Source organism: Xanthobacter nonsaccharivorans (assembly GCF_043194755.2).
GTDB classification, from domain to species: domain Bacteria; phylum Pseudomonadota; class Alphaproteobacteria; order Rhizobiales; family Xanthobacteraceae; genus Xanthobacter; species Xanthobacter autotrophicus_G.
Map to the genome: position 1 here is coordinate 5,255,358 of NZ_CM195526.1, position 23,074 is coordinate 5,278,431.

Consider the following 23,074-nt stretch of genomic DNA (forward strand, 5'->3'; position numbering starts at 1 on the left):
TGCGACTAAAGTCTACCCATGCGGTGACGGGGTGGGGGCTGGTGCGGCGCCGGGCGAGGTCAACCCAGGGCTCGGGCGAGCACGCGGAGCACCTGCGCATCCATCTGCGCCACGTTGAACCGCATGAGGTCGGTGGCCGACCGGGTGACGCTGAAGACGTCGCCGGGGGCGAGCACGACCCGTTCGCGCAGCGCGGCCCGCGCCACCTCGGCGGCGTCCCGTCCGCCGGGCAGCCGGCACCACAGGTGAAAGCCGCCGCGCGGCAGGGTCCAGGGGCGGATGCCGAGGCCGTCGAGCTGGCCGAGGGCCTCCCGCCGCCGCCGGGCGAGCCGCGTGCGCAGCTCCGCCAGATGCTTGCGATAGCTGCCGTCGCTGAGCGTCCGGAACACCAGCTCCGCCGCGATGGGGCTCGGCCCGCCGAAGCTGGTGGCCACCTGAAGATCGACGAGGCCTTCGATCCAGTCGGGCCGGGTGGCGATGTAGCCGCAGCGGATGGAGGCGGACAGGGTCTTGGAGAAGCTGCCGATGCGGATCACCCGGGACAGGCCGTCGAGGGCGGCGAGCCGCGGGGAGGGCTCCGGCTCGAGATCGGCGAAGATCTCGTCCTCAACGATGGTGAGGTCGTGCGCCGCTGCGGCGGTCAGGAGGCGATGGGCGACCTGGGGCGAGAGGGTCGCGCCGGTGGGATTGTGAAGCGCCGCATTGGTGATGTAGAGGCGCGGGCGGTGCGTCGCCAGCGCTTCGGCGAAGCGCGCGGGATCCGGCCCCGTGGGCGTGTAGGGCACGCCGACGATCTGCGCCTTGTGGGCCCGCAGGAGCGCCTGGAAGTTGAAGTAGCACGGGTCGTCCACCAGCACCGCATCGCCGGGATTGAGCAGGAAGCGGCAGATGAGGTCGATGGCCTGCGTGCCCGAGGCGGTCAGCAGCACCTGGTCGGCGCCCGCCTCGATCCCCTCGGCGGCGAGCTGGCGCACCAGCAGCCGGCGCAGGGCGAGGGAGCCGCGGGTGGCGCCATAGTCCGTGAGCTGCGCGCCGTCGGCCTTCGCCAGCGCGCGCATGGCGCGGCGGATGGCGGCCTCGGGCATCCAGGCGGGCGGCAGCCAGCCGCATCCGGGGCGCAGCATCTCCGGCCCCGCATCCAGCGATTGCCGCGACACCCAGAAGGGATCGATGGCGCGGTCGAGCCTCGGCTCCACGTCCGCCAGCGCCACCGGCGGCACGGCGCCCGTCACGTAGAAGCCCGAGCCCGGACGGGACCGGATCAACCCCTCCGCGGCGAGCCGGTCATAGGCCTCCACCACGGTGGACGGGGAAAGCCGCATGTCGCGGGCGAGCCGGCGAATGGAGGGCAGCTTCTCGCCGGGCGCCAGCGCGCGGCGCGCCACGCGCCCGCGGATCTCCGCCATGACCGTTTCCGTGCGCGTCGCCGTCATGCCTGCGTCCTCCGCCGGAGCTGCCAACTGTTCGGACCTGCCAACTGTGTGGCTTCTCGTATCCATACTGTTCGGTCCAACCGTATGGGAGTGTCGCTGTCGCGGCAATCGCCCGCGCGGTAGTGCCGGGAGCGGGGGCGGGGCGAGGGAGGTCCTCATGCAGCGCACGGACGGGTGGGGCAGCGGCCTCCTCGGCGTCATCATCTTCAGCGGCTCGCTGCCGGCGACGCGGGTGGCGGTGGGCGGTTTCTCGCCGCTCTTCCTCACCTCGGCCCGCGCGGTCATCGCCGCCCTGCTCGGCGGGGCGCTGCTCCTCGCGCTGCGCCAGAAGCGCCCGGCGGCCGGCGATCTCCTGCCGCTCGTAGTGGTGGCGCTCGGGGGCGTGGTGGGCTTCCCGCTCCTGACGGCGCTGGCGCTCCAGCACATCACCTCGGCCTATTCCATCGTCTTCATCGGCCTCCTGCCGCTCGCCACCGCGCTGTTCGGCGTCATCCGCGCCGGCGAGCGGCCGAAGCCGGCCTTCTGGCTGTTCTCGGTCGCGGGGGCGGCGTCGGTGGCGGGCTTCGCGCTGGCGGGCAGCGGCCCCGGCTCGCTCGCGGGGGCGGGGCTCATGGTCGCCGCCATCCTCGTCTGCGGCCTCGCCTATGCGGAGGGCGCCCGCCTCTCGCGCCGGCTCGGCGGCTGGCAGGTGATCTGCTGGGCGCTGGTGGTGGCGCTGCCGGTGATGGCGGCGATTGCCGCCGCGAGCCTGCCGGAGGCCTGGAGCGGAATTGGCGGCCCGGCGTGGCTCGGCCTCGCCTATGTCTCGGTCTTCAGCATGCTGGTGGGCTTCTTCTTCTGGTACCGGGGCCTCGCCCGCGGCGGCATCGCCGGGGTGGGCCAGCTGCAATTGCTCCAGCCCTTCTTCGGGCTGGCGCTGGCGGGGCTGCTGCTGGGCGAGCCGGTGGCCTGGAGCATGATCGCCACCGCCGGGCTGGTGGTCGGCTGCGTCGTCGGCGCGCGGCGGTTCGCCTGACGCGGTGCCGCCCGCGGTTCCGCATCCTCGCTCGCCCATCCGGGCGACGGCGCTTCCGTCCGCGCAGCACCTGTGCAAGCCTGCGCGCCATCGCGGCAATGGGGGGCGAGGCGCATGCGGATCATGCTCGGCGAGGCGCAGCAGGAGGCGGTGCTGGGCGCCATGCTGTGGGTGGCGCAGGCGCACGGCGCGGGGGCGGTCACGCCGGCCGACCGCCACACCATCGGCGCCGCCGCCGAGGTGGTCTTCGTCCGTCCCGTCCCGGATTTCGCGGCCTTGCGCCCGGTGGATGCGCCGGCGCTCGCCGCCGCCGTGTCGGGAGCCGACGCGCAGGAGGCGCTGCGGCTGCTCACCGTGGCGGCCCTCGTGGACGGCAGCATCGACGCCGCGAAGATCGACCGGGTGGTGGCCTGCGCCACCGCCACCGGCCAGGGCGGCGCAGAATATGTGCGCGACCTTGCCGAGGCGGCCCACGGCCATCTGCAGCAGGCGCTCGGCTGCATGATCCGGGCGAACATGGCGAGCATCACCGGCAAGCCGTGGACCGGGGGGCTCACCGGCGACGTCGCCGCATTCCTCATGCCGTACCGGGGCGCCGGCGCGGACCCGGCGCTCGCGGCGCGCTTCACCGCCCTTGCCACGCTGCCGCCGGACAGCTTCGGCCACCACTTCTTCCGCCATTTCCGGGACAACGGCTACGGCTTTCCCGGTGAGCCCGACGGCCTCAACGTGGCCTTCTCGGTGCCGCACGATTCCACCCACGTGCTCGCGGGCTACGACACCACCCCGGAGGGCGAGGTGCTCACCTCCACCTTCACCGCCGCCATGCACCCGAAGAATTCCATGGCGGCCCATGTCCTGCCGGTCATCGTCAGCTGGCACCTGGGCATCAAGCTGAACGACCAGGCGCGTTCCTCCACCGGCGCGCTCAAGCCCGGGGCCTTCTTCGAGGCGTGGCAGCGCGGCGCGCAGACGAGGCTGGACCTGTTCGCCCCCGGCTGGGATTTTTTCGCCGTCGCGGCCGAGAACATCGATGCGCTCCGCGCCCGTTACGGCATCCCTCCGCGCACCCAGCCGCTGGACAGCTAGCGCGTTCTCCTTCCTGAAGCCGGAGCGCGCTCCGCTTCACGACCGCATCCGGAGACGGCACGCGGCGGCGCCTCATTCGGCGGCGACGTCCAGGCGCGGCCGCGCCGCGGGCTCGGCCGGCGCGGGGCTGCGCCGCCGGCCCGCCAGCAGGCGCTGGAGCCGCACCATGTACAGATAGACCACCGGCGTGGTGTAGAGGGTGAGCACCTGGCTCACCATGAGGCCGCCGACGATGGCGAAGCCCAGCGGCCGCCGCAGCTCCGAGCCCGTGCCGGTGCCCAGCATCAGTGGCAGGGCGCCCAGCAGCGCCGCCATGGTGGTCATCATGATCGGCCGGAAGCGGATGAGGCAGGCCTCGTAGATGGACTCCTCCGGTGGCTTGCCCTCGCGCTCCCGCGCCAGGGCGAAGTCGATCATCATGATCGCGTTCTTCTTCACGATGCCGATGAGCAGCAGGATGCCGATGAGGGCGATGACGCTGAGGTCGTAGCCCGACACGTAGAGCACCAGCAGCGCGCCCACCCCCGCCGACGGCAGGCTGGAGAGGATGGTGAGCGGGTGGATGAAGCTCTCGTAGAGCACGCCGAGGATGATGTAGACGGCGATGATGGCGGCGAGGATCAGGTAGGGCTGGGTGCGCAGGGAATCCTGGAACGCCTGCGCCGTGCCCTGGAAGGTGCCGATCAGCGTCTGCGGCATGCCCATCTCCCGCTCCGCCTGCTTGATGGCCTCCACCGCCTGCCCCAGCGCCGTGCCGGGCGAGAGGTTGAAGGAGAGCGTCACCGCCGGGAACTGGCCCTGGTGGGAGATGGAGAGGTAGGCCGTCTTGGTGGTGTCCACCTTCACGAAGGCGGAGAGCGGGATCTCCTCCCCGGTGCGCGGCGAGCGCACGTAGACCTTGTCGAGGGCGCCGGGATCGGTCTGGAGCCTGGGGTCCACCTCCAGGATCACGTGATACTGGGAGAGCTGGGTGAAGTATTGCGCCACCTGCCGCTGGCCGAAGGCGTCGTAGAGCGTGTCGTCGATCACCTGCGGCAGGATGCCGAAGCGCGCGGCCGTGTCCCGGTCGATGGTGAGGGAGACGGTGGGGGCGCTGGTCTGCTGGTCGGTGGCCACGTCCTGCAGCTCGGGCAGGGTGGCGAGCTTGGCCAGCATGCGCGGGCCCCAGGCGTTCAGCTCATCCAGGTTCGCGTCCTGGAGGGTGTATTGGTACTGGGTGCGCGAGGCCCGCCCGCCCACGTTGATGTCCTGCGAGGCCTGGAGGAACAGGGCGATGCCCTCCACCTTCGCCAATTGGGGCCTCAGGCGCGCGATCACCTGGTCGGCGGTGGCGTCGCGCGCGCTACGCGGCTTCAGGGTGATCCACACGCGGCCGGTGTTCACGGTCTGCGAGCCGCCGGTGGCGCCCACCGCGCCGGAGACGTGATCGATGGCCGGGTCCTGCGCCACGATGGCCATCAGCGCCATCTGCTTCTGCGTCATGGCGGCGAAGGAGATGTCCTGCGCCGCCTCGGAGAAGCCCTGGACGAAGCCGGTGTCCTGCTGCGGGAAGAAGCCCTTGGGGATGGCCATGTAGAGCCAGCCGGTGGCGGCCACGGTGGCGAGAAGGCTCATGAGGGTGAGGAACTGGTGGCGCAGCACCCATTTCAGGCCCGTGTCATAGAGCTTCAGCATCCCGTCGAAGAAGGCCTCCGCCGCCATGTAGGCGCGGCCGTGCTTCACGTGGTGCTCATCCTTGAGGAACAGGGCGCACATCATGGGCGTGAGGGTCAGCGACACCAGCGCCGACACCAGGATGGTGATGGTGACGGTGACGGCGAACTCGCGCAGCAGGCGGCCGACGATGCCGCCCATGAGCAGCACGGGGATGAACACCGCCACCAGCGACAGGCTGATGGAGAGGATGGTGAAGCCGATCTCTCCCGCCCCCTTCAGCGCCGCCTCGAACGGGCTCATGCCTTCCTCGATGTAGCGGTAGACGTTCTCCAGCATGACGATGGCATCGTCCACCACGAACCCCACCGCGATGGTGAGGCCCATGAGCGAGAGGTTGTCGAGGCTGTAGCCCAGCAGGTACATCACCGCGAAGGTGCCGATGAGGGCCATGGGCAGGGTGATGGAGGGGATGACCGTCGCCCACAGGCTGCGCAGGAAGGCGAAGATCACCGCCACCACCAGGCCGATGGTGATGAGCATGGTGAGCTGGACGTCCTCCACCGAGGCGCGGATGGTCTGGGTGCGGTCGCCGATCACATTCACGCTGATGCCCGGGGGCAGTGCCGCCTCCAGGCGCGGGATCGTGGCGTAGACGCGGTCCACCGCCTCGATCACATTGGCGCCGGGCTGCTTGAACACGATCAGCTGGATGCCGCGCTTGCCGTCCTGCCAGGAGGCGAGGCGCATGTTCTCCGGCCCGTCCACCGCCCGGCCGATGTCGCGGATCCGCACCGGCGCGCCGTTCCTGTAGGCCACCACCACCTCGTTCCACGGATTGGCGGTGAGCAGCTGGTCGTCCGCATAGATGGTGAAGCTCTGGGCGGCGCCGTCGAAGCTGCCCTTGGGCTGGTCCACCGTGGCGGCGGCGAGCACCGCGCGCACGTCCTCGAGGCTCATGCCGAGGGCGGCGATCCTGGCCGGGTCCACCTGCACGCGCACCGCCGGCTTCTGCTCGCCGACGATGGCCACCTGGGCGATGCCGGGGATCTGGCTCAGCTGCTGGGCGAGGATGGTGTCGGCGGCGTCGTCCAGCTTGGTGAGGGGGTAGAGGTCCGACTGCACCGACAGGATGAGGATGGGCGCGTCGGCGGGATTGATCTTGCGGAAGGTGGGCGGGCTGGGAAGGTTCTTCGGCAATTGGCCGGAGGCGGCGTTGATGGCCGACTGCACGTCCTGGGCGGCGGCGTCGATGTTGCGGTTGAGGTCGAACTGGATGGTGATGGAGGCGACGCCCAGCGCGCTGGTGGAGGTCATCTGGCTGACGCCGGAGATCTGGCTGAACTGCCGCTCCAGCGGCGTCGCCACCGAGGAGGCCATGGTCTCCGGGCTCGCCCCCGGCAGGCTGGCCGAGACCTGGATGGTGGGGAAGTCCACCTGCGGCAGGGGGGCCACCGGCAGCAGGGGATAGGCGACGGCGCCCACCAGCAGCATGGCCGCCATCAGCAGCGTGGTGGCGATGGGGCGGCGGATGAAGGGGGCGGAGATATTCATGCCGGCTTGCCCGCGCTGGCGCTGCGCACCGGGGCGGCCGCCGGGGTCGTTCCCGGCGCCGGCCGCACGGTGACGCGCGCCCCGGGCTTCAGCTTGTACTGGCCGTCCACCACCACCTGGTCGCCGGCGGCGAGGCCCGCCTCGATGGCCGAGGTGCCGGCGCTGGTGCCGCTGACGGTCACCGCGCGCTTCTCCACCGTGTCGTCGCCCTTGAGGCGGTAGACGTAGAAGCCATCCGGCCCGCGCTGGATCGCCTGCGCCGGGACCGTCACCACGTTGCGCCGGGTGTCCAGCAGCACCTTCACGTTCACGAACGCGCCAGGCCACAGCTTCAGGTCCGCGTTGGGGAACAGGGCCTTGATGCGCAGGGTGCCGGTGTCGGAGCTGATCTGGTTGTCGATGAGGGTGAGCGTGCCCTCGCCCACCCTGGTGATGCCGTCGCGGCGGTAGGCGATCACGTCCACCGGGCCGCGGGCCATGGCGGCGCGCACGTCGTCGAGCCGGTCCTGGGGCAGGGTGAACATGACGGCCACCGGCTTCAGCTGGGTGATGACCACCAGCCCGCCGGCGTCGCCCGCATGGACGATGTTGCCCTCGTCCACCAGCCGCACCCCCAGCCGGCCGGAGATGGGCGCGCGCACGGTGGCGTAGTCGAGCTGGGTCTGGGCGTTGTCGATGGCGGCCTGGTCGCCGTCGATCTGGGCCTGGTACTGGGCGACGAGGGCGACCTGCGTGTCGAGCTGCTGCTGGGAGGCGGCCTGCTTGGGCACCAGCACCTTGTAGCGCTCCATGTCCGCCTTGGTGTTGGCGAGAAGGGCCTCGTCCTTGGCCTTCGCCGCCTTGGCCTGGGCGAGGGCCGCCGCGAACGGGCGCGGGTCGATCTGCGCGAGCACGTCGCCAGCCTTCACATCCTGCCCCTCGGTGAACACCACCTTGGTGAGCTCGCCGTCCACCCGCACCTTCACGGTGATGGTGCTGGAGGCCTGCACCGTGCCGATGCCCTCGCCATAGACGGGCATGTCCTCCACCGCCACGGGGGCGGCCACAACGGGGATCGGCGGCGGCGGCGCCTTCGCCTTCGGGCCCTCCGAGGCGGAGACGGGAAGCCCGTAGTGCCAGGCAAGGGCGCCGGCCACGAGCACCACCGACGAGAGGATCCAGGGGAGGGGACGCATCGACACCGTCCTGCAGCAATGAACACCAGGAGGTTCAACACGCGGGCGCGGCAAACCCTGCGGACCTGCGGCGAGAGCATTCCCGCCTTTCCCCGAACCGGAAAAATCACCGACCCGTTTGTTTTTCCGTACTTTTTCACCACGGGCGAGCGCCCGTTTCGCATCGAGGATGCGCCAGGCTCACGTCTTCGTGATCATGCGCCGGGGCGCGCCGGGTTTTGCCGGCGCACGGGTTTAACTCGGGGATGTCCCGGAAAGGGGCGCCCGCCGGCGGCCTGCCGCTGCGGACGGATTGAGGGAGTTCGCATCATGATGACATGCTGCGGGCGGGGAGAGCGGGTACGAACACGCGGATGCGCGAGCCGAGCGACGAGGACCTCATGTCGGCGGTCGCAGCCGGCGACGCCGCCGCGTTCCGGGTGCTCTGCGGCCGCTATGCCCTGCGCGCCGTGGGTTTCGCGCGGCGGTTCGTGGGCGACGGGGCCGAGGCCGAGGACATCGCCCAGGAGGCCCTGCTCCGGGTCTGGCGCGCGGCCCCGCGCTGGCGTCCGGATGCCGCCTTCGGCACCTGGTTCTACCGCATCACCATCAACCTCTGCCTCAACCACCGGCGTCGCGCGCCGTTCCTCGACCTGGAGGCGGCCGCTGCCCATGCCGACCCCGCCCCCGACGCGCTGGCGCGGATCGAGCGGCAGGAGGAGGATCGCGCGCTGCTGGCCGCGGTGGCGGCGCTGCCCGAGCGCCAGCGCGTCGCCATCCTGCTTACCTATTGGGAGGGGTTCTCCAATGCGCACGCGGCGGAGATTCTCGGCACCTCGGTCTCCGGCGTGGAGACGCTGCTCGTCCGTGCCCGGCGCAGCCTGCGCCGAACCCTGGCGCCGCAGGACTAGGGCGCGACCCGAGCAAGGGGTTCAATTTGCTCGGATCGCACTCCAGATACAGGGAAGAAGACGTGTTATCCGAATGGATTGCGGTGCGATCTGTTCCAGAAAGGCCAGGCGATGACCCGTGACGAACTCGAACGCTGCACGATCCGCTTCGGCGCCGACGTCTCGCGCTGGCCCGAGCCCTTTCGCCTGAAGGCGGAAGCCCTGCTGGCGCATGACGGCGCGGCGCGGACGCTCCTCGCCGAGACCGCCGCCCTGGACCTGCGCCTTGCCCGCGCGGCGGCCCTGCGCACGGCCGCCGACACGGCCCCCGCCCAACGCATCGTGACCGGCTTGTCCCGGGCCGCGCTGCCGGCCCAGTCGGGCCGTCACGGGGTGGGCTGGCTGCCGGCGTGGCTCGTCGCCCTCGACCTGCAGCCAGCCTGGCCCAGCATCGCCGCGCTCGCCGGGATGGCCGTGCTGGGCTTCGTGATCGGGTCGAGCACGATGGTTCCCGGCCTCGGCGCGGGCGCGGGCGGGCCGTCCGGCACCGATGTGAGCGCGGTGGTGTTCGAGCCGGGGCCGATCGGCGAGGGGGTGCTGTGAGCTGGAAGGCTTCCTCCATGGCGGGCGCGCCCGCCCCGCGGCGCCTGCTGATGGTTTCGCTCGCGCTCAACCTCTTCTTCGCGGGGGTCGGGCTCGCCGTGGCGCTGCGCGGGCCGCCGCCCCCGCCACCGCCCCAGGCGGCGACCCCTGACGACCGGAGCCCGCGGGTGCGCATCGACCGCCTGGCGGCGACCCTGCCCGCCGCCGACGCCCGCCTGCTGCTCGACCGCTTCAGGGCGGAGCAGGGGCGCCTCACGGCAGCCGAGGGCGTATCCCGCGCGGCGCAGGACCGGGCGCGCGCGGCGCTTTCCGCCACCCCCTTCGATCCGGCTGCGGCCGACGCGGCCCTCGCCGATCTGCGCAACGCCCGGCGCGACGTCTGGAGCATCGTCCACGGGGTCATCCTCGGTGCGGCGCAGGGCATGTCCCGGGAGGGGCGCGAGCGCATCGCCGCCTGGGTGCCGCCGGCGCCGCCCGCCGGGCCGCAGTGAGGGAGCGGGCCGGCGTGTCGGGCCGGTCGGGCGTCTACTGTCGCGGTCGGGCCGCTCGCCTTTTCAGCGGTCTGCGGCCGGCCGGCCGCAGCGACGGCGCGCGGAGTGGGGTATCCTGCCGCCGGCGGCCGGCGGACGGGGCATGTGCTCGCGAGCTCGGGCGTGGAAGCCGGCACGGATCGCCGGAAGGGAAGGTTCCATGTCGGTATCCGCGCGCATCCTCGCCTCGCTCAAGGCCTCCATCGGTGACGTGGTGTTCGGCATGGAGGACGGCACCGTCTCCATCTTCGGCCTCGTCTTCGGTGTCGCCATCAGCACCAATGACCCGCGCACGGTGCTGATCGCCGGCGCAACCGGCGCGGCGGCTGCCGCCGTCTCCATGATGGCGGGCAGCTATCTCGATGCGGAATCGGTGCGGGACGCCCGCCGGGTGCGGCGCGAGGGGGCGGTGGACCCGGCGGCGGCCCGGGCAGAGGTGGACACCGTCGCCGCGGCCCTGGCCCGGGGCGGCATGGCCCAGGAGGACGTGCGGCAGGTGACGCAGGCGCTCGCCCGCGCGCCGCGCGCGGTGGCCGGCCTGCGCTCCGAGCTGGCGGAGGCGGACGATGGGGCGAGCCCCGCCTCCCATGCCTTCTGGATGTTCATCTCCGACCTGTTCGCCGGCTTCACGCCGGTCCTGCCCTTCGCCTTCCTGCCCATGGAGCGCGCGCGCATCGTCTCGCTCGTGCTCACCACCATCCTGCTGGTGGCGCTGGGCATCGGCCGCGGGCTGGTGGCGAAGCGGCCGGTGGTGCGCGCGACGCTGGAGACCCTGGCGATCGCCGCCTCCGCGGCGCTCGCGGGCATCGCCATGGGCCATTTCCTGTCCTGACCGGCCGGCTCGGCGAGCGCCGGGATCCGGATTGCCCCGGCGCCCGCATCCCGCACGAGGCGCAGCCATGCCGCGCGGCGCGGCCGGTGACGGTCCCGCCCTCAGGCGGCGAGGGCGCGCAGCTGCGGCAGGACATCGCCCAGCGCGCCGGCATAGCGCTCGACCGCTTCGTCGATCTCCGCCTCGGTGACGGTCAGGGGCGGAGAGAAGGAGGTCACGGGCAGGAAGGGAAGGGCCCGCGTGAGCACCCCCCGCTCCTGCGCCCGCTTCGCCACCAGGCGATGGGCGGCGCCTTCGGCGGGGAAGTCCTGCCGCCGTGCCCGATCGGCGACGAACTCGATGCCCACCATCAGCCCAGTTCCGCGGATGTCGCCGACAAACGGGTTGTCGCCGATGCTCTCCCGCAGGCGTGCCAGCAGGTAGCGGCCCATCTTCTCCGAACGGGAGACGAGGTCTTCGCCGGCGATGATGTCCAGGTTGGCGAGGGCGACCGCGCAGCCCACCGGATGGCCCGAATAGGTGAAGCCGTGCATGAAGGCGCCCGTGGTCCGGGAGGTCGCCTCCAGCACCCGCCAGACGCGCTCCGACACGATCGAGGCGGACAGGGGGAAGTAGGCGCTGGTCAAGCCCTTGGCCAGGGAGACGATATCGGGCTCAAGGGCGTATTTGCCGGATCCGAACCAGGAACCGGTGCGGCCGAAGCCGGTGATGACCTCGTCCACGATGAACAGGATGTCATGCTCCGCCAGGAGCTTCTGGACGCCCTGGAAATAGCCCGCGGGCGGCGGGACCACGCCGCCCGTGCCCATCACCGGCTCGGCAATGAAGGCGGCGATGGTGTCCGGGCCTTCCCGCTCGATCGTGGCGCGCAGCTCCGCGACCATGCGCGCGGCGAATGCAGCTTCGCTCTCGCCGGGCAGCCCGTGGCGGTAGTAATGCGGGCAGGACACGTGAACGACATCCGGCAGCGGCAGGTCGAATCCCTTGTGGTAGGCGGAGATCCCGGTGAGGCTGCCGCTGGCGCAGGACACCCCGTGATAGGCGCCAAGCCTCGAGATGATCTTCTTCTTCCGGGGGCGGCCGAGGAGATTGTTGTAGTACCGGACCAGCTTGAAGGCGGTGTCGTTCGCGTCGGAGCCCGAGGTCCCGAAGAAGACCCGCGCCATCTGCGGCGCGCAGGCCTCGCGGCGGAACAGGTTCAGCAGGCGGTCGGCGAGCCGGATCGCGGGCTCGGACGCGGCGGAGCCGAACAGATGCTGGAAGCTCAGCTCACGCATGGCGGACGCGGCAACGTCGGCGAGCCCGGCGCGGCCATAGCCGACGTTGACGCACCACAATCCGGCGCCCATGTCGATGACCTCGCGGCCATGCTGGTCGGTCAGGCGCACGCCGTCGCCGCGGGTGTAGACCACCGGCCCGGAGGTGATGTGGTCCGAGATCGACGTGACCGGATGGAACAGGCTCTGCCGATCCATGTCGTCGAGCGAAAGCGGCGGCGTTGCGGGCATGGCAGGTTCTCTCGCGGGAAAAGGACGGCCGCCGTCCGGGGCGGCGGAGCCGCGCCCGTCCGCAGTGCCGGGATGGGGAATCTGGTCGCGTCCGGCTGAATGCGGCGCCCGGGCGCCTCGGCGCCGGGCCCGCGATCTGCCTTCCGGGCCGCCTCAGGCGGCGGCCGGGGGCGCCATGAGCTGCGACACGCACTGCTTCAGGATGAGCAGGCCCTTGCCGAGCTGGTCGTCGGGGATGGTGAGGGGCATCAGCAGCCGGATGCCGTTGCCGTTAACGCCGCAGGTCAGGAGAATGAGGCCCCGCTCCGCCGCCGCGGCCACCAGGCCCTTGGCCAGGTCGGCCGACGGCGCGCCGGTGGCGGGATCAACCATGTCGAAGGCGATCATGGCCCCGAGGCCCCGCAGCGCCGCGACCGGCGAGGCGTTGCCCACCATCAGCTCCGTGGAGACGAAGCGGCGGATGGTTGTGCCGAGGGCCTCCGCGCGGGCGACGAGGCCCTCCTCCTCGATCACGTCGAGGGTGGCGAGGGCCGCGGCGCAGGACACCGGGTGCCCGCCATAGGTGCTGCCGAGGCCGCCGGGCGGGAGCCGGTCCATGATCTCCGCCCGGCCCACCACGCCGGCCAGCGGGAAGCCGCCGGCCAGGGACTTGGCGATGGACATGAGGTCCGGCTTGACCCCGGAATGCTCCATGGCGAACAGGCGGCCGGTGCGGGCGAAGCCGGACTGGACCTCGTCCGCGATCAGGAGGATGCCGTGCTGGTCGCACAGGGCCCGCAGCCAGCGCAGGAATTCGGCCGGGGCCGGATAGAAGCCCCCCTCGCCCTGCACCGGCTCGATGATGATCGCGGCGACGCGCTCGGGATCCACCTCATATTTCAGGATGGCCTCCACCCCGGCGCGGGCGTCATCCACGCTCACGCCCGCCAGCTCCGCCGGGAAGGGCGCGTGGAAGACATCCGGCAGCAGCGGCCCGAACTTCTTCTTGTAGGGCGCCACCTTGCCGGTGAGGGCGGTGGTGGCGAGGGTGCGGCCGTGGAAGGCGCCATGGAAGGCGATCACCGCCTGGCGGCCGGTGGCGGCGCGGGCGATCTTCACCGTGTTCTCCACCGCCTCCGCGCCGGAGTTCACGAGAAGGGTCTTGGCCGGGCCCGCGATGGGGGCAAGGGCATTCAGCCGCTCGCACAGCCTCACGTAAAGCTCGTAAGGCGCCACCTGGAAGGAGGTGTGGGTGAAAAGGTCGAGCTGGGCCCTGGCCGCGGCGATGACGCGCGGATGGCAATGGCCCACGTTGAGCACGGCGATGCCGCCGGCGAAATCGATGAACTCCCGCCCTTCCACATCCCACAGGGTGGCGTTCGCGGCGCGCTCGGCGAAGATGGGACAGGCGTGGCCCACACCGCTCGGAACGGCTGTATTGCGCCGCTGAAAAAGGTCGCTGGTCCGGCTCATCGTCTATCCTTTCCGGAATTTGTTCTGGATTTCGCCCTAAACGCAAGCAACGTGCCACCTGGAAAGTTGTTCCCCCGCAATGACCGGGAGCGGAGCGCGTCGGTCTTTGCTGCGGATGCGCATCGGCGCGCGTGGTGAATACGCATCATTCCTCAGGCTTTCGGCCGCGTCGTCTTGCGCACGAGGGTGGCGATATCCACCCCGAGGCGTCGTGCCGCCTCGCGCTTGGAGCCGTAGCGCTCGAGCGCGCGCTGGATCACCTGGTCCTCGAAGGCGCGGGTGAGGTCGCGCAGCGTGCCCGCCTCGCTGGCCTCGAAAAGCTCGTCCACTCCGGCCGCCACGTCCGAGGCCAGCGCGGCCGGCGCCGCGAGGCTTTCCGGCAGATGGCAGGGCTCGGCCAGCTCCTCGGCGACGATGTCGAGATATTCGACGATGCTGCGCAATTCCCGCAGGTTGCCCGGAAAGTCGTGGGCGAGGATCCGCGCCCGGCATGCCGGCGACAAGGCAAGGGGGCGCCCGCGCATGCGATTGGCGCGCACCACGAGGGCGTCGAGGATGGCTTCCTTGTCCTCCCGCGCGCGCAGCGGCGGGATGTGGACGGGAAAGGTGGCAAGGCGGAAATAGAGGTCCCGGCGAAAGCCGCCCTCCTGCATCATGGTGTGGAGGTCGCGGTTGGTGGCCGCGACCACGTGGGTGTCCACCCGCTTGCTGACCGCCGAGCCCACCGACTGGATGGTGCCGTCCTCCAGGAACTTCAGCAGCTTGGCCTGGCTCGCGAGGGGAATCTCGCCCACCTCGTCGAGAAACAGGGTGCCGCCGCCCGCGCTCTCGATATAGCCGCGCTTGCCGGCCTGGAGCGCGCCGGTGAAGGCGCCCCGCTCGTAGCCGAACATCTCGGATTCGAACAGGGTCTCGGGGATGCTGCCGCAGTTGACGTGGATGAACGGCCGTCCCGCCGCCCCGCCGGTGGTGTGGATGTGCTTGGCGACGGCGGTCTTTCCCACCCCCGACTCGCCCAGGAGCAGGATGCGGAACTGCCGCGCATAGGCGCGTTGGGCGCGGGTGATCTGGTTCTTCAGGTCGGGGGGGAAGGACAGCTCGGACGTGCCCTCCATCTCCGCGCGCCCGACGGTGCGGCTCTGGGCGCCGCGCTTCGTGCGATCCCAGGATTCCGGATCGTTGAGCCAGTAGAGCAGGAAGCCGCGCGTGTCCGCGTCCACGCTGAGCACGCGCCGCAGGGCCTGGTACATGCGCCCCGAGCCGCGGGCCCTGACGCTTCCCTGCGACTGCCCGCGCTCGGTGGCGGCGAGGAAGTCGTCCATGTCGAGGCTGGATTGCTGAAGGAAGCTCGTGAGCGGCAGCCGGGCAGGAAGCCCGGCGCTGCCTGCGAGCCGTTCCGCCGACCGGTTCGTGAACACCACGAGCTCGTCCGGATCGACGATCAGCAGCGGGCTCGGCAGGAGGTCCGCGAAGGCCCGGAACGGCCGTGAGCCGATGAATGCCTCGAACGCCTCCCGGCCGAGGGAGGCGGTGTCCCGCAGGACCACGTGAAACGACTGGAGCTCGGTGGGGACGGTCACGCGCGCGGCCCCCCGGTTGCGCCGCGGGGGACGCGGACCGCCTGGGCCCCGGGCACCAGGGTCGCGACGTTCCACGTCTCGCCGTCCACGCCCGGCGCCTGGTCCCAGTGCACCCGGAGCGCGGTCCGCGCGCCGTCGAGGGTGAGCGTCAGCGCATGCCACCCCGGCCGAGGCCGGCCGCGCCGCAGCTGGCGCGCCAGGCGGTCTTCCAGCGGCCCGGCCTCGCCGTGGGCGTGCCGGAAGGCCCGGTTGCGGGTGATGAGCCCGCCGCGCCCGTCGAACACGACGACCGCCTGCGGCACGGCGTCGAACACGCGGCACATGGCGTTCTCGCGCTCGGCCTGCTCGGCCTGCTGGTCCGTGGTGTCGCGGCAGTTGCCCCACAGCCGCCGCAGGAAGCCGTCGACGATCTCGGCCCGCACGTCGTTGCGGATGTAGATCGGCGTTCCGTCATGCCGCGAATCCACGCTCAGCGCGTTGTCGATCTCGTAGTCGGCGTCGATGATCTGCTCCACGAAGCGCTCGTTGGCCGGGCTGCGCGGCCAATAGAGGCGGACCTGCTGGGCGTTGAGGTCCAGGTCGTCGGGCAGATCGTAGAGCCGCGCCATGGGCTTGTTGCACATGCGCCAGATCGACTGGTTCTCGAACACCTGGCGGACCACCTCCGCCTTGTGCTGGGTGATGTCCACCGGCTCGAGGAAGACGATGGCCCAATGGGCCTCCTTGGAATGCTCGACGATCTTGCCCAGCAGGCGGGCGTTGTCCGCGACGGCGGCGTGCTGCAGGGCGATCGGGCCGTAATCCATCTTGGTCAGCCGCAGCGCGGTGCGGCCGCGCCAGTCCTGGAACCGCGGGCGCGCCAGGGTGCGGATGCTGCGGCCGCCGCGGCCGATGAGCGTGAGCTCGCAGGAGGACGCATGCCCGCCGTCCTCGGCGCGCCGCAGCAGCTCGCTGATGGTCTCGCAGGAGTCCGGGGCATAGACGGCCTCCAGCGGCAGGCCGCAGAACACGTCCGCCGGCAGGCCGAGGGTGCGCAGCTGCGCTTCGCTGGCCCAGAGCATGCGGCCGTCGCTTCCCACCACATCCACAAGAAGGTCGTCCAGCGCCTCGCCTGCGCCGGTCCGGGCCTGTGACGGGTCGTCCAGAAGCTCTGCGTCGGCCGGGTCGGGCATGCGTTCGGGTCCTTTCGTTCAGGGGCGGGCGGCGATGTCACATCATGCGCGCCGGGACTGGCGCCGGGCCGCCGTCGCCGCCCCGAAGGCGGCGAGCAGGCGGGCATTGGGCGGCGACAGGTCCGGGCGATATTCGGCGTGCCATTGCACCCCCACGGCAAAGGGGTGGTCGGCGACGCGCACCGCCTCAGGCGTGCCGTCGGGCGCCAGGGCCTCCACGCCGAGGCGTCGGCCGAGGCGCGCAAGCCCCTGGTAGTGGAGGGAGTTCACCGCGAACCGCCGGGCGCCGAACACGCCTTCGAGGCTCGAGCCCTCCACCAGCTCCACGTCGTGGAACGGGGCGTATCGCGCCTCCGCCGGGGCGTCCTCCGGCGCGTGATGCTCCATGCGCCCGGGCACCTGCCGCAGCTCCGGCTCGAGGGTGCCGCCGAGGCCCACGTTCAGCTCCTGGAAGCCCCGGCAGATGAACAGCGCCGGCACCTTCCGGTCCACCACCGCCGCCACCAGGTCCAGCGCGAGGTCGTCGCGGGCCTCGTCGAACGGGCCGGGCGTGTGCTCCGGCCCGCCCCAGCGGCGCGGATGGATGTTGGACGGGCTGCCGGTGAACAGGAAACCGTCGAAATAGGCGGTGAGCGCGCCGATGTCGTCCTTGCGCATCACCGGCAGGAGCAGGGTCGGCAGGCCGTTGGCGAAGTCGTAGATGCAGCGCGCGTACTTGTCGCCGACCATGTGGTACGGCAGCCCGGAGACCTCGGTGAGGTCTCCCACGAGGGCGATGAGGGGGCGGCCATTGGCTTCGCGCGCATTCATGGGACCTGATCCAGACGTTCGTCCGTGAGGCGTGGCCGGACCGCGTCGTCGAGCAGTCCGGCGGAGCGGATGAAGTTCAGGATCATCCGCTCGCAGCCGGGGATGAAACGATAGGCCGCCGCCTTTGACGGGTCCAGTTCCGCCCAGCAGGTGGCCATGCGGTCGCAGGTGATCTCGGGATGGAACTGCACCGACACCCAGGCGCCGCCGTGGTCCAGCGCCGCCGCGGGCAGGTTGGGCCGCGTGGCGAGCACCACGCTGCCTGCCGACGGCTCCACCACGCGGTCGAAATTGCCGAAGTGGAACAAGGCGCCGTCCTCAAATCCCTCGAACAGCGGATGCGCGGCCCCCGCCGTCGTGGGCGTCACCGGCAGGGAGCCGAATTCCGGCCCGTGGGGCGAGCGCTCCACGCGGCCGCCGAGGACGGTGGTCATGATCTGGTGACCGCCGCAGATGCCGAGCAGCGGCTTGCCCGTGGCCCGCCAGGCGGCGAGGAAGCGGGCGATGGCCCGCTGCCAGGGATAGTCATCGGCGACCGAGGCGAAGCTGCCGCCGAGGATGACGGCGTCGATGCCGCCGAGATCGTCGGGCAGCCGCTCGCCCTCATGGGCGCGGATGGTTCGGACGTTCACCGCCGGGGTGACCGCGAGCGCGTCCATCAGCGCCAGGATCGGGACGGTTTCGTCGTCCTCTCCCTGCACCCGGCGCCAGAGGGCCTTGTTGTAGGTGCCGGGTTGCGCGAACTGGGAAATGAAGAGGAGGGTGGGGCGTGTCATCGGGGTCTCTTCGCTCGGGGCCGGCGCGGTCTTCGGAGGGGCGCGGCGGAGACGCGATGAGCGCCTCCGCCGCGCAGGGCGCCGTTCCGCCGGGGCGGAACGGCCGGCCGTATCAGGAGGCCTGCGAGGCGCGGACCGAAACCTGCGGCCTCGCCTGCATCTGCCAGGCATCCGCATAAGGCGCGTCGCCGCGCTGGTGGGAGCGGAACAGCAGCATGTAGAGCAGCCCGACGCCGAGGACGATGGAGACCGTGAGCGGCGTCGCGTAGTTGGTGTACCAGGCCGCGTCCGGCGAGAGGCGCGGCCACAGGAGATTGGCGATGGCGCCCACCCCGTAGGCGAGGGCGGCCACGTTCACCAGAAGCCCGGCCTGGCCCAGCGTGAACTTTCCGCCCGGCACCCAGCCGCGCATGCGGGCGTGAAGCGCGCCCAGCACCACCATCTGGAACGACACGTAGATGCCGATGACGGCGAAGCTGATGATGGTGGTCAGCGCATCCTGCACGAAGAAGCCGAGGCAGACGACGAGGGCGGGAACGATGCCCGCCATCACCAGGGCGGCCGAAGGCACGTGGTGGCCCTTCGAGAGGCGCCCGAGCACGCTCGATCCGAAGATCATCCTGTCGCGGGCATAAGCGAAGATCAAACGGCTGACCGCCGCCTGCAGCGACAGCACGCAGGACACGAAGGACACCATCACCACCACGATGACCGCCTTCGAGCCGATGGGGCCGAACGAGGTCAGGAGGACCTCGCCGAGCGGATCGGTGACCTTGCCGGAGATGACGGCGCCGATATCGGGGACCGCCAGGATCAGCGCGTAGCATACGAAGGCGGAGGCGCCGACGCCGATGTAGATGGTCATGCGCATGGCCATGGGGATGCGCCGGCCGGGATCGGGCGTTTCTTCCGCGACGTCGCCGCAGGCCTCGAAGCCGTAGCAGGAGAACAGGCCCACCAGCGCCGCCGTGAGGAACGCCGGGAGATAGGAGCCGGCCCCTTCCACGCCGAAGGTGTCGAACACCACGCCCCAGGGCTGCTCGCGGTGGAACAGCAGCAGATAGATGCCCACCACGAGCGCCCCCAGGAGCTCGCAGACGAAGCCGAACATGGCGACCTTGGCGAGCAGCTTGGTGCCCATGAGGTTCAGCGCCGTGGATACCGCGACGAGCACCAGGGCGATGGCGGTGCTGACCGCCGGCGTGACCTCGAAGCCCAGCAGGAGCGCCAGGAAGGGACCCGCGCCCACGGCGACGCCGGCGATGGTGGCGAACAGGGCCCAGGCGTAGATCCAGCCGGCCATCCATGCCCAGCGCCGGCCGACGAGCCGGCGCGCCCACGGATAGAGGCCGCCGGAAATGGGAAATTCGGACACCACCTCGCCGAAGATGAGGGCGACCAGGAACTGGCCGAAGCCGGCAATGAAATAGGCCCACAGCATCGGCGGGCCGCCGGCGGCAAGGCCGAACGCGAACACGGAATACACGCCCACGACGGGCGAGAGATAGGTGAAGCCGAGCGCGAAATTCTCCCACAACGACATGGTCCGGTCGAAGTTGGAGGTGTAGCCCAGGGCGCGAAGCTGTCGCTCGTCCTCGGACAAGCTGGATTTGGTGGCGGTGCTGTCGTGACTCACGGTTTTTCCCCTCTTTGCTTTTGACCGTATCGTCGGATGATGCCCGGACCTCGGCGGGCTTGCGGGCGCGAAGGTGCAGGCTCTTCCCGGCGGGCCGATGCGGAACTTCTCAGCCTCGGTCCACCGGATGCTTGGAAGCGCAAGGCCTATGCCATGCTGGACATCTCCTTTGTTTCAGTATTTTGACTTGGATTTTGGGTTTGCGTGATGCGCAGATGCAGCGCGGATACTGCATCTGCGCATCGCGTTTATGTGAATTACCTCAGGAAAGGTTCATCCAGACCGATTTGGTCTGGGTATATTGGCTGAAAGCCTCGAGGCACTTGTCGCGGCCGTTCCCGGAGCGCTTGAACCCGCCCCAGGGCGTGGCGGCGTCGTAGTCGAAATAGGTGTTGATCCAGACCATGCCGGCGGCGACCGCGCGGGCGAAGCGATGGGCCGTCCTGACGTCCCGCGTCCAGATGGAGGCGGCCAGCCCGTAGTCCGTGTCGTTGGCCACGGCGATGGCATGTTCCACGTTCCTGACCGCGATCACCGTGGTCACGGGTCCGAAGATCTCCTCCCGGGCGATGGTCATGGCGTTGTCCACCTGGGTGAACAGGGTGGGCTCCACATAGCAGCCCGCTCCGAGATGGCCGGGCACCTCGCCGCCGAAGGCCAGCGCCGCGCCCTCACGGCGTCCCGTCTCGATGAAGTCGAGCACCCGGCGCTGGTGGCCGCCATCCACCAGCGGCCCCATGCTGGTCGCCGGGTCGAGCGGGTCTCCGGGGGCGTACATGGCCTGCGTCTGCGCGGTGAATTTCTCCACGAACGCGTCGTGGATGGCCTCTTCCACCAGCAGGCGCGAGCCGGCGGCGCACACCTCGCCCTGGTTGGCATAGCTGCCGATCACGGCGTTGCGGACCGCGGCGTCGAGGTCGCAGTCGGCGAGGATCACCTGCGGGGACTTGCCGCCGCACTCGAGGGTCACATGCTTCAGGTTGGAGCGGCCCGCATATTCCATGATGAGCCCGCCCACCGCGCCCGAGCCGGTGAAGCCGATCTTGTCCACGTCCGCGTGCAGGGCGAGGGCCTTGCCGACCTCCTCGCCGAAGCCGGTGACCACGTTGAGCACGCCGTCCGGTCCGCCGGCATCGCAGAACAGGCGCGCGAGCCGCAGGGCCGAGAGGGAGCTCTGCTCGGCGGGCTTCAGGACCACGCTGTTGCCGGAGGCGAGGGCGGGCCCCAGCTTCCAGCAGGCCATCATCAGCGGGTAGTTCCACGGCACGATGAGGCCGACCACCCCGAGGGGCTCGTGCACCACGAAATGGAAGGCGTCCTGCGCCGTGCTGGTCACCGCGCCCTCGATCTTGTCGATGGCCTCGGCGGAAAAGCGCAGGTTGGCGACGGCGCAGGGAATGTCGAAGCCGATGAGGCCGCCCACCGGCTTGCCCATCTCCAGGCAATCGAGCAGCGCGAGTTCGCCGGCATGGGCCTCGACGAGGCCGGCGAAGCGCTGCATCACCTCCATCCGCTTGCGCGGCGCCATGCGCGACCAGGCGCCGGAGCGGAACGCGCGCCGGGCGGCCGCCACGGCCTGGTCCACATCGGCCCGGGAGCCGCGCGCCACCTCGGCCAGGGGGGTGCCGGTGGCGGGATTGATGGTGGGGAAGACGGCGCCGTCGGCGGCGGCGCGATAGGCGCCGTCGATGAACATGCGGGTCTCGGGGGAGAGGCGCGCGGCGCGGGCGCGCCAGTCCGCGGCGGACCAGGCCTCGACGGGTTCGGGTTGCGGTTGGCTCACGGCGTGGCGTCCTGTCGGCGGGGGCGGGCGGGAGACGGAACGGGAGGGGCGTCCCCGGCGGGGACGCCCCGTCGCGGCCTACGGAAAGTGGTCCATGTAGCGGTTCAGATCCCAGTCGGTGACTTCCTTGAGGAAGCGCTGCCAGTCGTCCCGCTTCAGCTTGTCGTAAAGCTCGTGCAGGCGCCCGGGCATGGCCGCGAGGATGAGGTCGTCGGCCTTCAGGGCCTCCAGCGCGTCGAACAGGTTCAGGGGGATGGAGGGGATCTTCTCCGTTCCGGCCTTCATGACCTCCACCACGTTCCGGCCCTCGGGCGCGCCGGGGTCGATCCTGTTCTCGATGCCGTCGTCCATGGCCTTCAGCAGCGCCCCGCAGAACAGGTGCTGGTTGACCATGGCGTCCACCGCGCGGAACTCGAACCGGTCCGGCGCCGAGATGCGGATGGCGCAGGAGCGGTTCTGCAGGCCCCAATTGGCGCCGACGGGGGCCCACAGGCCGATGTCGGCGAACCGCCGGTAGGAGTTGACGGTGGTGGCGCCGAGCGCGGTGAGGGCGCCGATGTGCTTCAGCGCGCCGCCGAGGACATGGTGGCCGAGCTCGGTGGGCAGCCAGCCGCCCCCGGTGTTCTCGAAGGCGTTCACGCCGCCCCTGGTGTAGGTGAACACCTCGTCCATGCCGGGCAGCTCGCCCTTGACCAGGTGCAGCACCTGCTTCTCGCCGCCGGTCCAGACCGAGCAATTGTGGTGGCAGCCGTTGGCGGGCACGCCCATCATGGGCTTCGCCATGAAGCAGGCGACGAGGCCGTTCTGGCGCGCCACCTCGGCGCAGATCTGGCGGTAGGTGGTGAGCCGGTCGCAGGTGGCGAGGGCGTCGTCGAAGGCGAAGTTGAGCTCGAGCAGGCCGGGGGCGTCCTCCACGTCGCCCTGGATCATGTCGAGGCCCATGGCCTGGCCGTATTCGTAGACCTTCTGCCAGATGTGGCGGACGGACTCGAACTGGTCGATGTGATAGGCGCTGGCCTTGGTGACGCCCTCGTAGGGGCGCTTGGCGTCGCCGGTGGGGCGCAGCCAGAGCATCTCCGGCTCCATGCCCACCCGCAGGTGCAGGCCGTCATGCTTCAGGCGGAATTCGCGGTCGAAGCGCTTGAGGTTGCCGCGGGTATCGCATTCGTAATAGGCGCCGGGGGACCTGGGGTCCTCGATCCCGTAGAAGAGGGTGCAGAACACCCGCGCCACCTTCTTGTCCCAGGGCAGCTGGCAGAAGGTCTCCGGATCGGGGAGGGCGACGCACTCGCCGTCATTGGCGGAGAAGCCGATGAGGGAGCCGGTGATGTCCACCGTGAGGTTGGCGACGCCGCCGATCCAGGTCTGGATGCCCTTCCTGGCATTCTGCTCCCAGTGGCGCGCCGGCACGGCCTTGCCCAGGACGCGGCCGGTGATGGTCACGTACTGGTAGTAGATGTATTCGACGCCGAGGCTGTCGATCTTCTGGCGAACGCGGGCGACGCGTTCCTGTCGAAAGGGATCGGCCAGCTCCCGGCCGAGGTCGGAGTCCTGGAAATGCTTCACGTCTTTCCCCTCTGATTGTGCTGTTGTTGGAGGTGAAT

At 70.7% G+C, this 23,074-nt stretch carries 18 protein-coding genes; 6 read left to right on the top strand and 12 right to left on the bottom strand.

The features are described from left to right. Window positions 1-59: 59 nt before the first annotated feature. Entirely contained in the window at window positions 60-1,433 is a 1,374-nt protein-coding gene (locus tag V5F59_RS24025; protein ID WP_393978859.1) for an aminotransferase-like domain-containing protein, read from the bottom strand. 157 nt (window positions 1,434-1,590) lie between these two features. Between V5F59_RS24025 and V5F59_RS24030 the strand changes: the two genes are divergently transcribed. Both V5F59_RS24030 and V5F59_RS24035 read left to right on the top strand, forming a co-directional pair. Beyond that, a complete protein-coding gene (locus V5F59_RS24030) occupies window positions 1,591-2,448 on the top strand; it encodes a DMT family transporter (protein WP_393978861.1) in 858 nt (285 codons plus the stop codon). 114 nt (window positions 2,449-2,562) lie between these two features. Continuing rightward, complete coding sequence (locus tag V5F59_RS24035; protein WP_393978863.1) at window positions 2,563-3,537, top strand: hypothetical protein; 975 nt, start codon at window positions 2,563-2,565, stop codon at window positions 3,535-3,537. 72 nt (window positions 3,538-3,609) lie between these two features. Here the strand turns inward: V5F59_RS24035 and V5F59_RS24040 are convergent, their stop codons facing one another. Together V5F59_RS24040 and V5F59_RS24045 are read right to left on the bottom strand one after the other, a co-directional pair. Next, entirely contained in the window at window positions 3,610-6,744 is a 3,135-nt protein-coding gene (locus V5F59_RS24040; protein ID WP_393978865.1) for a multidrug efflux RND transporter permease subunit, read from the bottom strand. Beyond that, a complete protein-coding gene (locus V5F59_RS24045; RefSeq protein WP_393978867.1) occupies window positions 6,741-7,919 on the bottom strand; it encodes an efflux RND transporter periplasmic adaptor subunit in 1,179 nt (392 codons plus the stop codon). Before V5F59_RS24045 ends, V5F59_RS24040 begins: the two co-directional genes overlap by 4 nt. Window positions 7,920-8,272: 353 nt before the next feature. Between V5F59_RS24045 and V5F59_RS24050 the strand changes: the two genes are divergently transcribed. The 4 genes from V5F59_RS24050 to V5F59_RS24065 all read left to right on the top strand — a co-directional run bounded on the left by V5F59_RS24050 (window position 8,273) and on the right by V5F59_RS24065 (window position 10,753). Beyond that, window positions 8,273-8,809 (top strand): sigma-70 family RNA polymerase sigma factor, encoded by a 537-nt coding sequence (locus V5F59_RS24050; RefSeq protein WP_393978869.1) that lies wholly within the window; start codon window positions 8,273-8,275, stop codon window positions 8,807-8,809. A 111-nt stretch (window positions 8,810-8,920) separates the two neighbouring features. After that, entirely contained in the window at window positions 8,921-9,391 is a 471-nt protein-coding gene (locus V5F59_RS24055) for a hypothetical protein (protein ID WP_393978871.1), read from the top strand. Further along, window positions 9,388-9,882 (top strand): periplasmic heavy metal sensor, encoded by a 495-nt coding sequence (locus tag V5F59_RS24060; protein WP_393978873.1) that lies wholly within the window; start codon window positions 9,388-9,390, stop codon window positions 9,880-9,882. The genes V5F59_RS24055 and V5F59_RS24060 overlap by 4 nt, the downstream gene beginning before the upstream one ends. Before the next feature lie 199 nt (window positions 9,883-10,081). Further along, window positions 10,082-10,753, top strand: a complete 672-nt coding sequence (locus V5F59_RS24065; RefSeq protein WP_393978875.1) for a VIT1/CCC1 transporter family protein — start codon at window positions 10,082-10,084, stop codon at window positions 10,751-10,753. A gap of 101 nt (window positions 10,754-10,854) precedes the next feature. On the opposite strand, the gene V5F59_RS24070 is transcribed toward V5F59_RS24065, so the two are convergent. The 9 genes from V5F59_RS24070 to V5F59_RS24110 all read right to left on the bottom strand — a co-directional run bounded on the left by V5F59_RS24070 (window position 10,855) and on the right by V5F59_RS24110 (window position 23,036). Next, window positions 10,855-12,261 carry an aminotransferase gene (locus tag V5F59_RS24070; protein WP_393978877.1) on the bottom strand — a complete coding sequence of 469 codons (1,407 nt, stop codon included), beginning with the start codon at window positions 12,259-12,261 and terminating at the stop codon, window positions 10,855-10,857. 153 nt (window positions 12,262-12,414) lie between these two features. Then, window positions 12,415-13,713 (bottom strand): 4-aminobutyrate--2-oxoglutarate transaminase, encoded by a 1,299-nt coding sequence (gene gabT / locus V5F59_RS24075; protein WP_393978879.1) that lies wholly within the window; start codon window positions 13,711-13,713, stop codon window positions 12,415-12,417. Window positions 13,714-13,865: 152 nt separating this feature from the next. After that, window positions 13,866-15,293: a sigma 54-interacting transcriptional regulator gene (locus V5F59_RS24080; protein WP_393978881.1), complete on the bottom strand. Its 1,428-nt coding sequence runs from the start codon at window positions 15,291-15,293 to the stop codon at window positions 13,866-13,868. Next, complete coding sequence (locus V5F59_RS24085) at window positions 15,290-16,465, bottom strand: PAS domain-containing protein (protein WP_393978883.1); 1,176 nt, start codon at window positions 16,463-16,465, stop codon at window positions 15,290-15,292. Before V5F59_RS24085 ends, V5F59_RS24080 begins: the two co-directional genes overlap by 4 nt. A gap of 42 nt (window positions 16,466-16,507) precedes the next feature. Beyond that, window positions 16,508-17,275 carry a gamma-glutamyl-gamma-aminobutyrate hydrolase family protein gene (locus tag V5F59_RS24090; protein WP_393978885.1) on the bottom strand — a complete coding sequence of 256 codons (768 nt, stop codon included), beginning with the start codon at window positions 17,273-17,275 and terminating at the stop codon, window positions 16,508-16,510. Further along, a complete protein-coding gene (locus V5F59_RS24095; protein WP_393978887.1) occupies window positions 17,272-18,051 on the bottom strand; it encodes a type 1 glutamine amidotransferase in 780 nt (259 codons plus the stop codon). Before V5F59_RS24095 ends, V5F59_RS24090 begins: the two co-directional genes overlap by 4 nt. 112 nt (window positions 18,052-18,163) lie before the next feature. Then, the gene (locus V5F59_RS24100) at window positions 18,164-19,687 is read right to left on the bottom strand and encodes an APC family permease (RefSeq protein ID WP_393978889.1); all 1,524 of its coding nucleotides are present in this window, start codon (window positions 19,685-19,687) and stop codon (window positions 18,164-18,166) included. A 262-nt stretch (window positions 19,688-19,949) separates the two neighbouring features. Next, window positions 19,950-21,470, bottom strand: coding sequence for an aldehyde dehydrogenase family protein (locus V5F59_RS24105; protein ID WP_393978891.1), 1,521 nt, complete (start codon window positions 21,468-21,470; stop codon window positions 19,950-19,952). 78 nt (window positions 21,471-21,548) lie between these two features. Further along, window positions 21,549-23,036 (bottom strand): glutamine synthetase family protein, encoded by a 1,488-nt coding sequence (locus V5F59_RS24110; RefSeq protein ID WP_393978893.1) that lies wholly within the window; start codon window positions 23,034-23,036, stop codon window positions 21,549-21,551. Window positions 23,037-23,074: the final 38 nt, after the last annotated feature.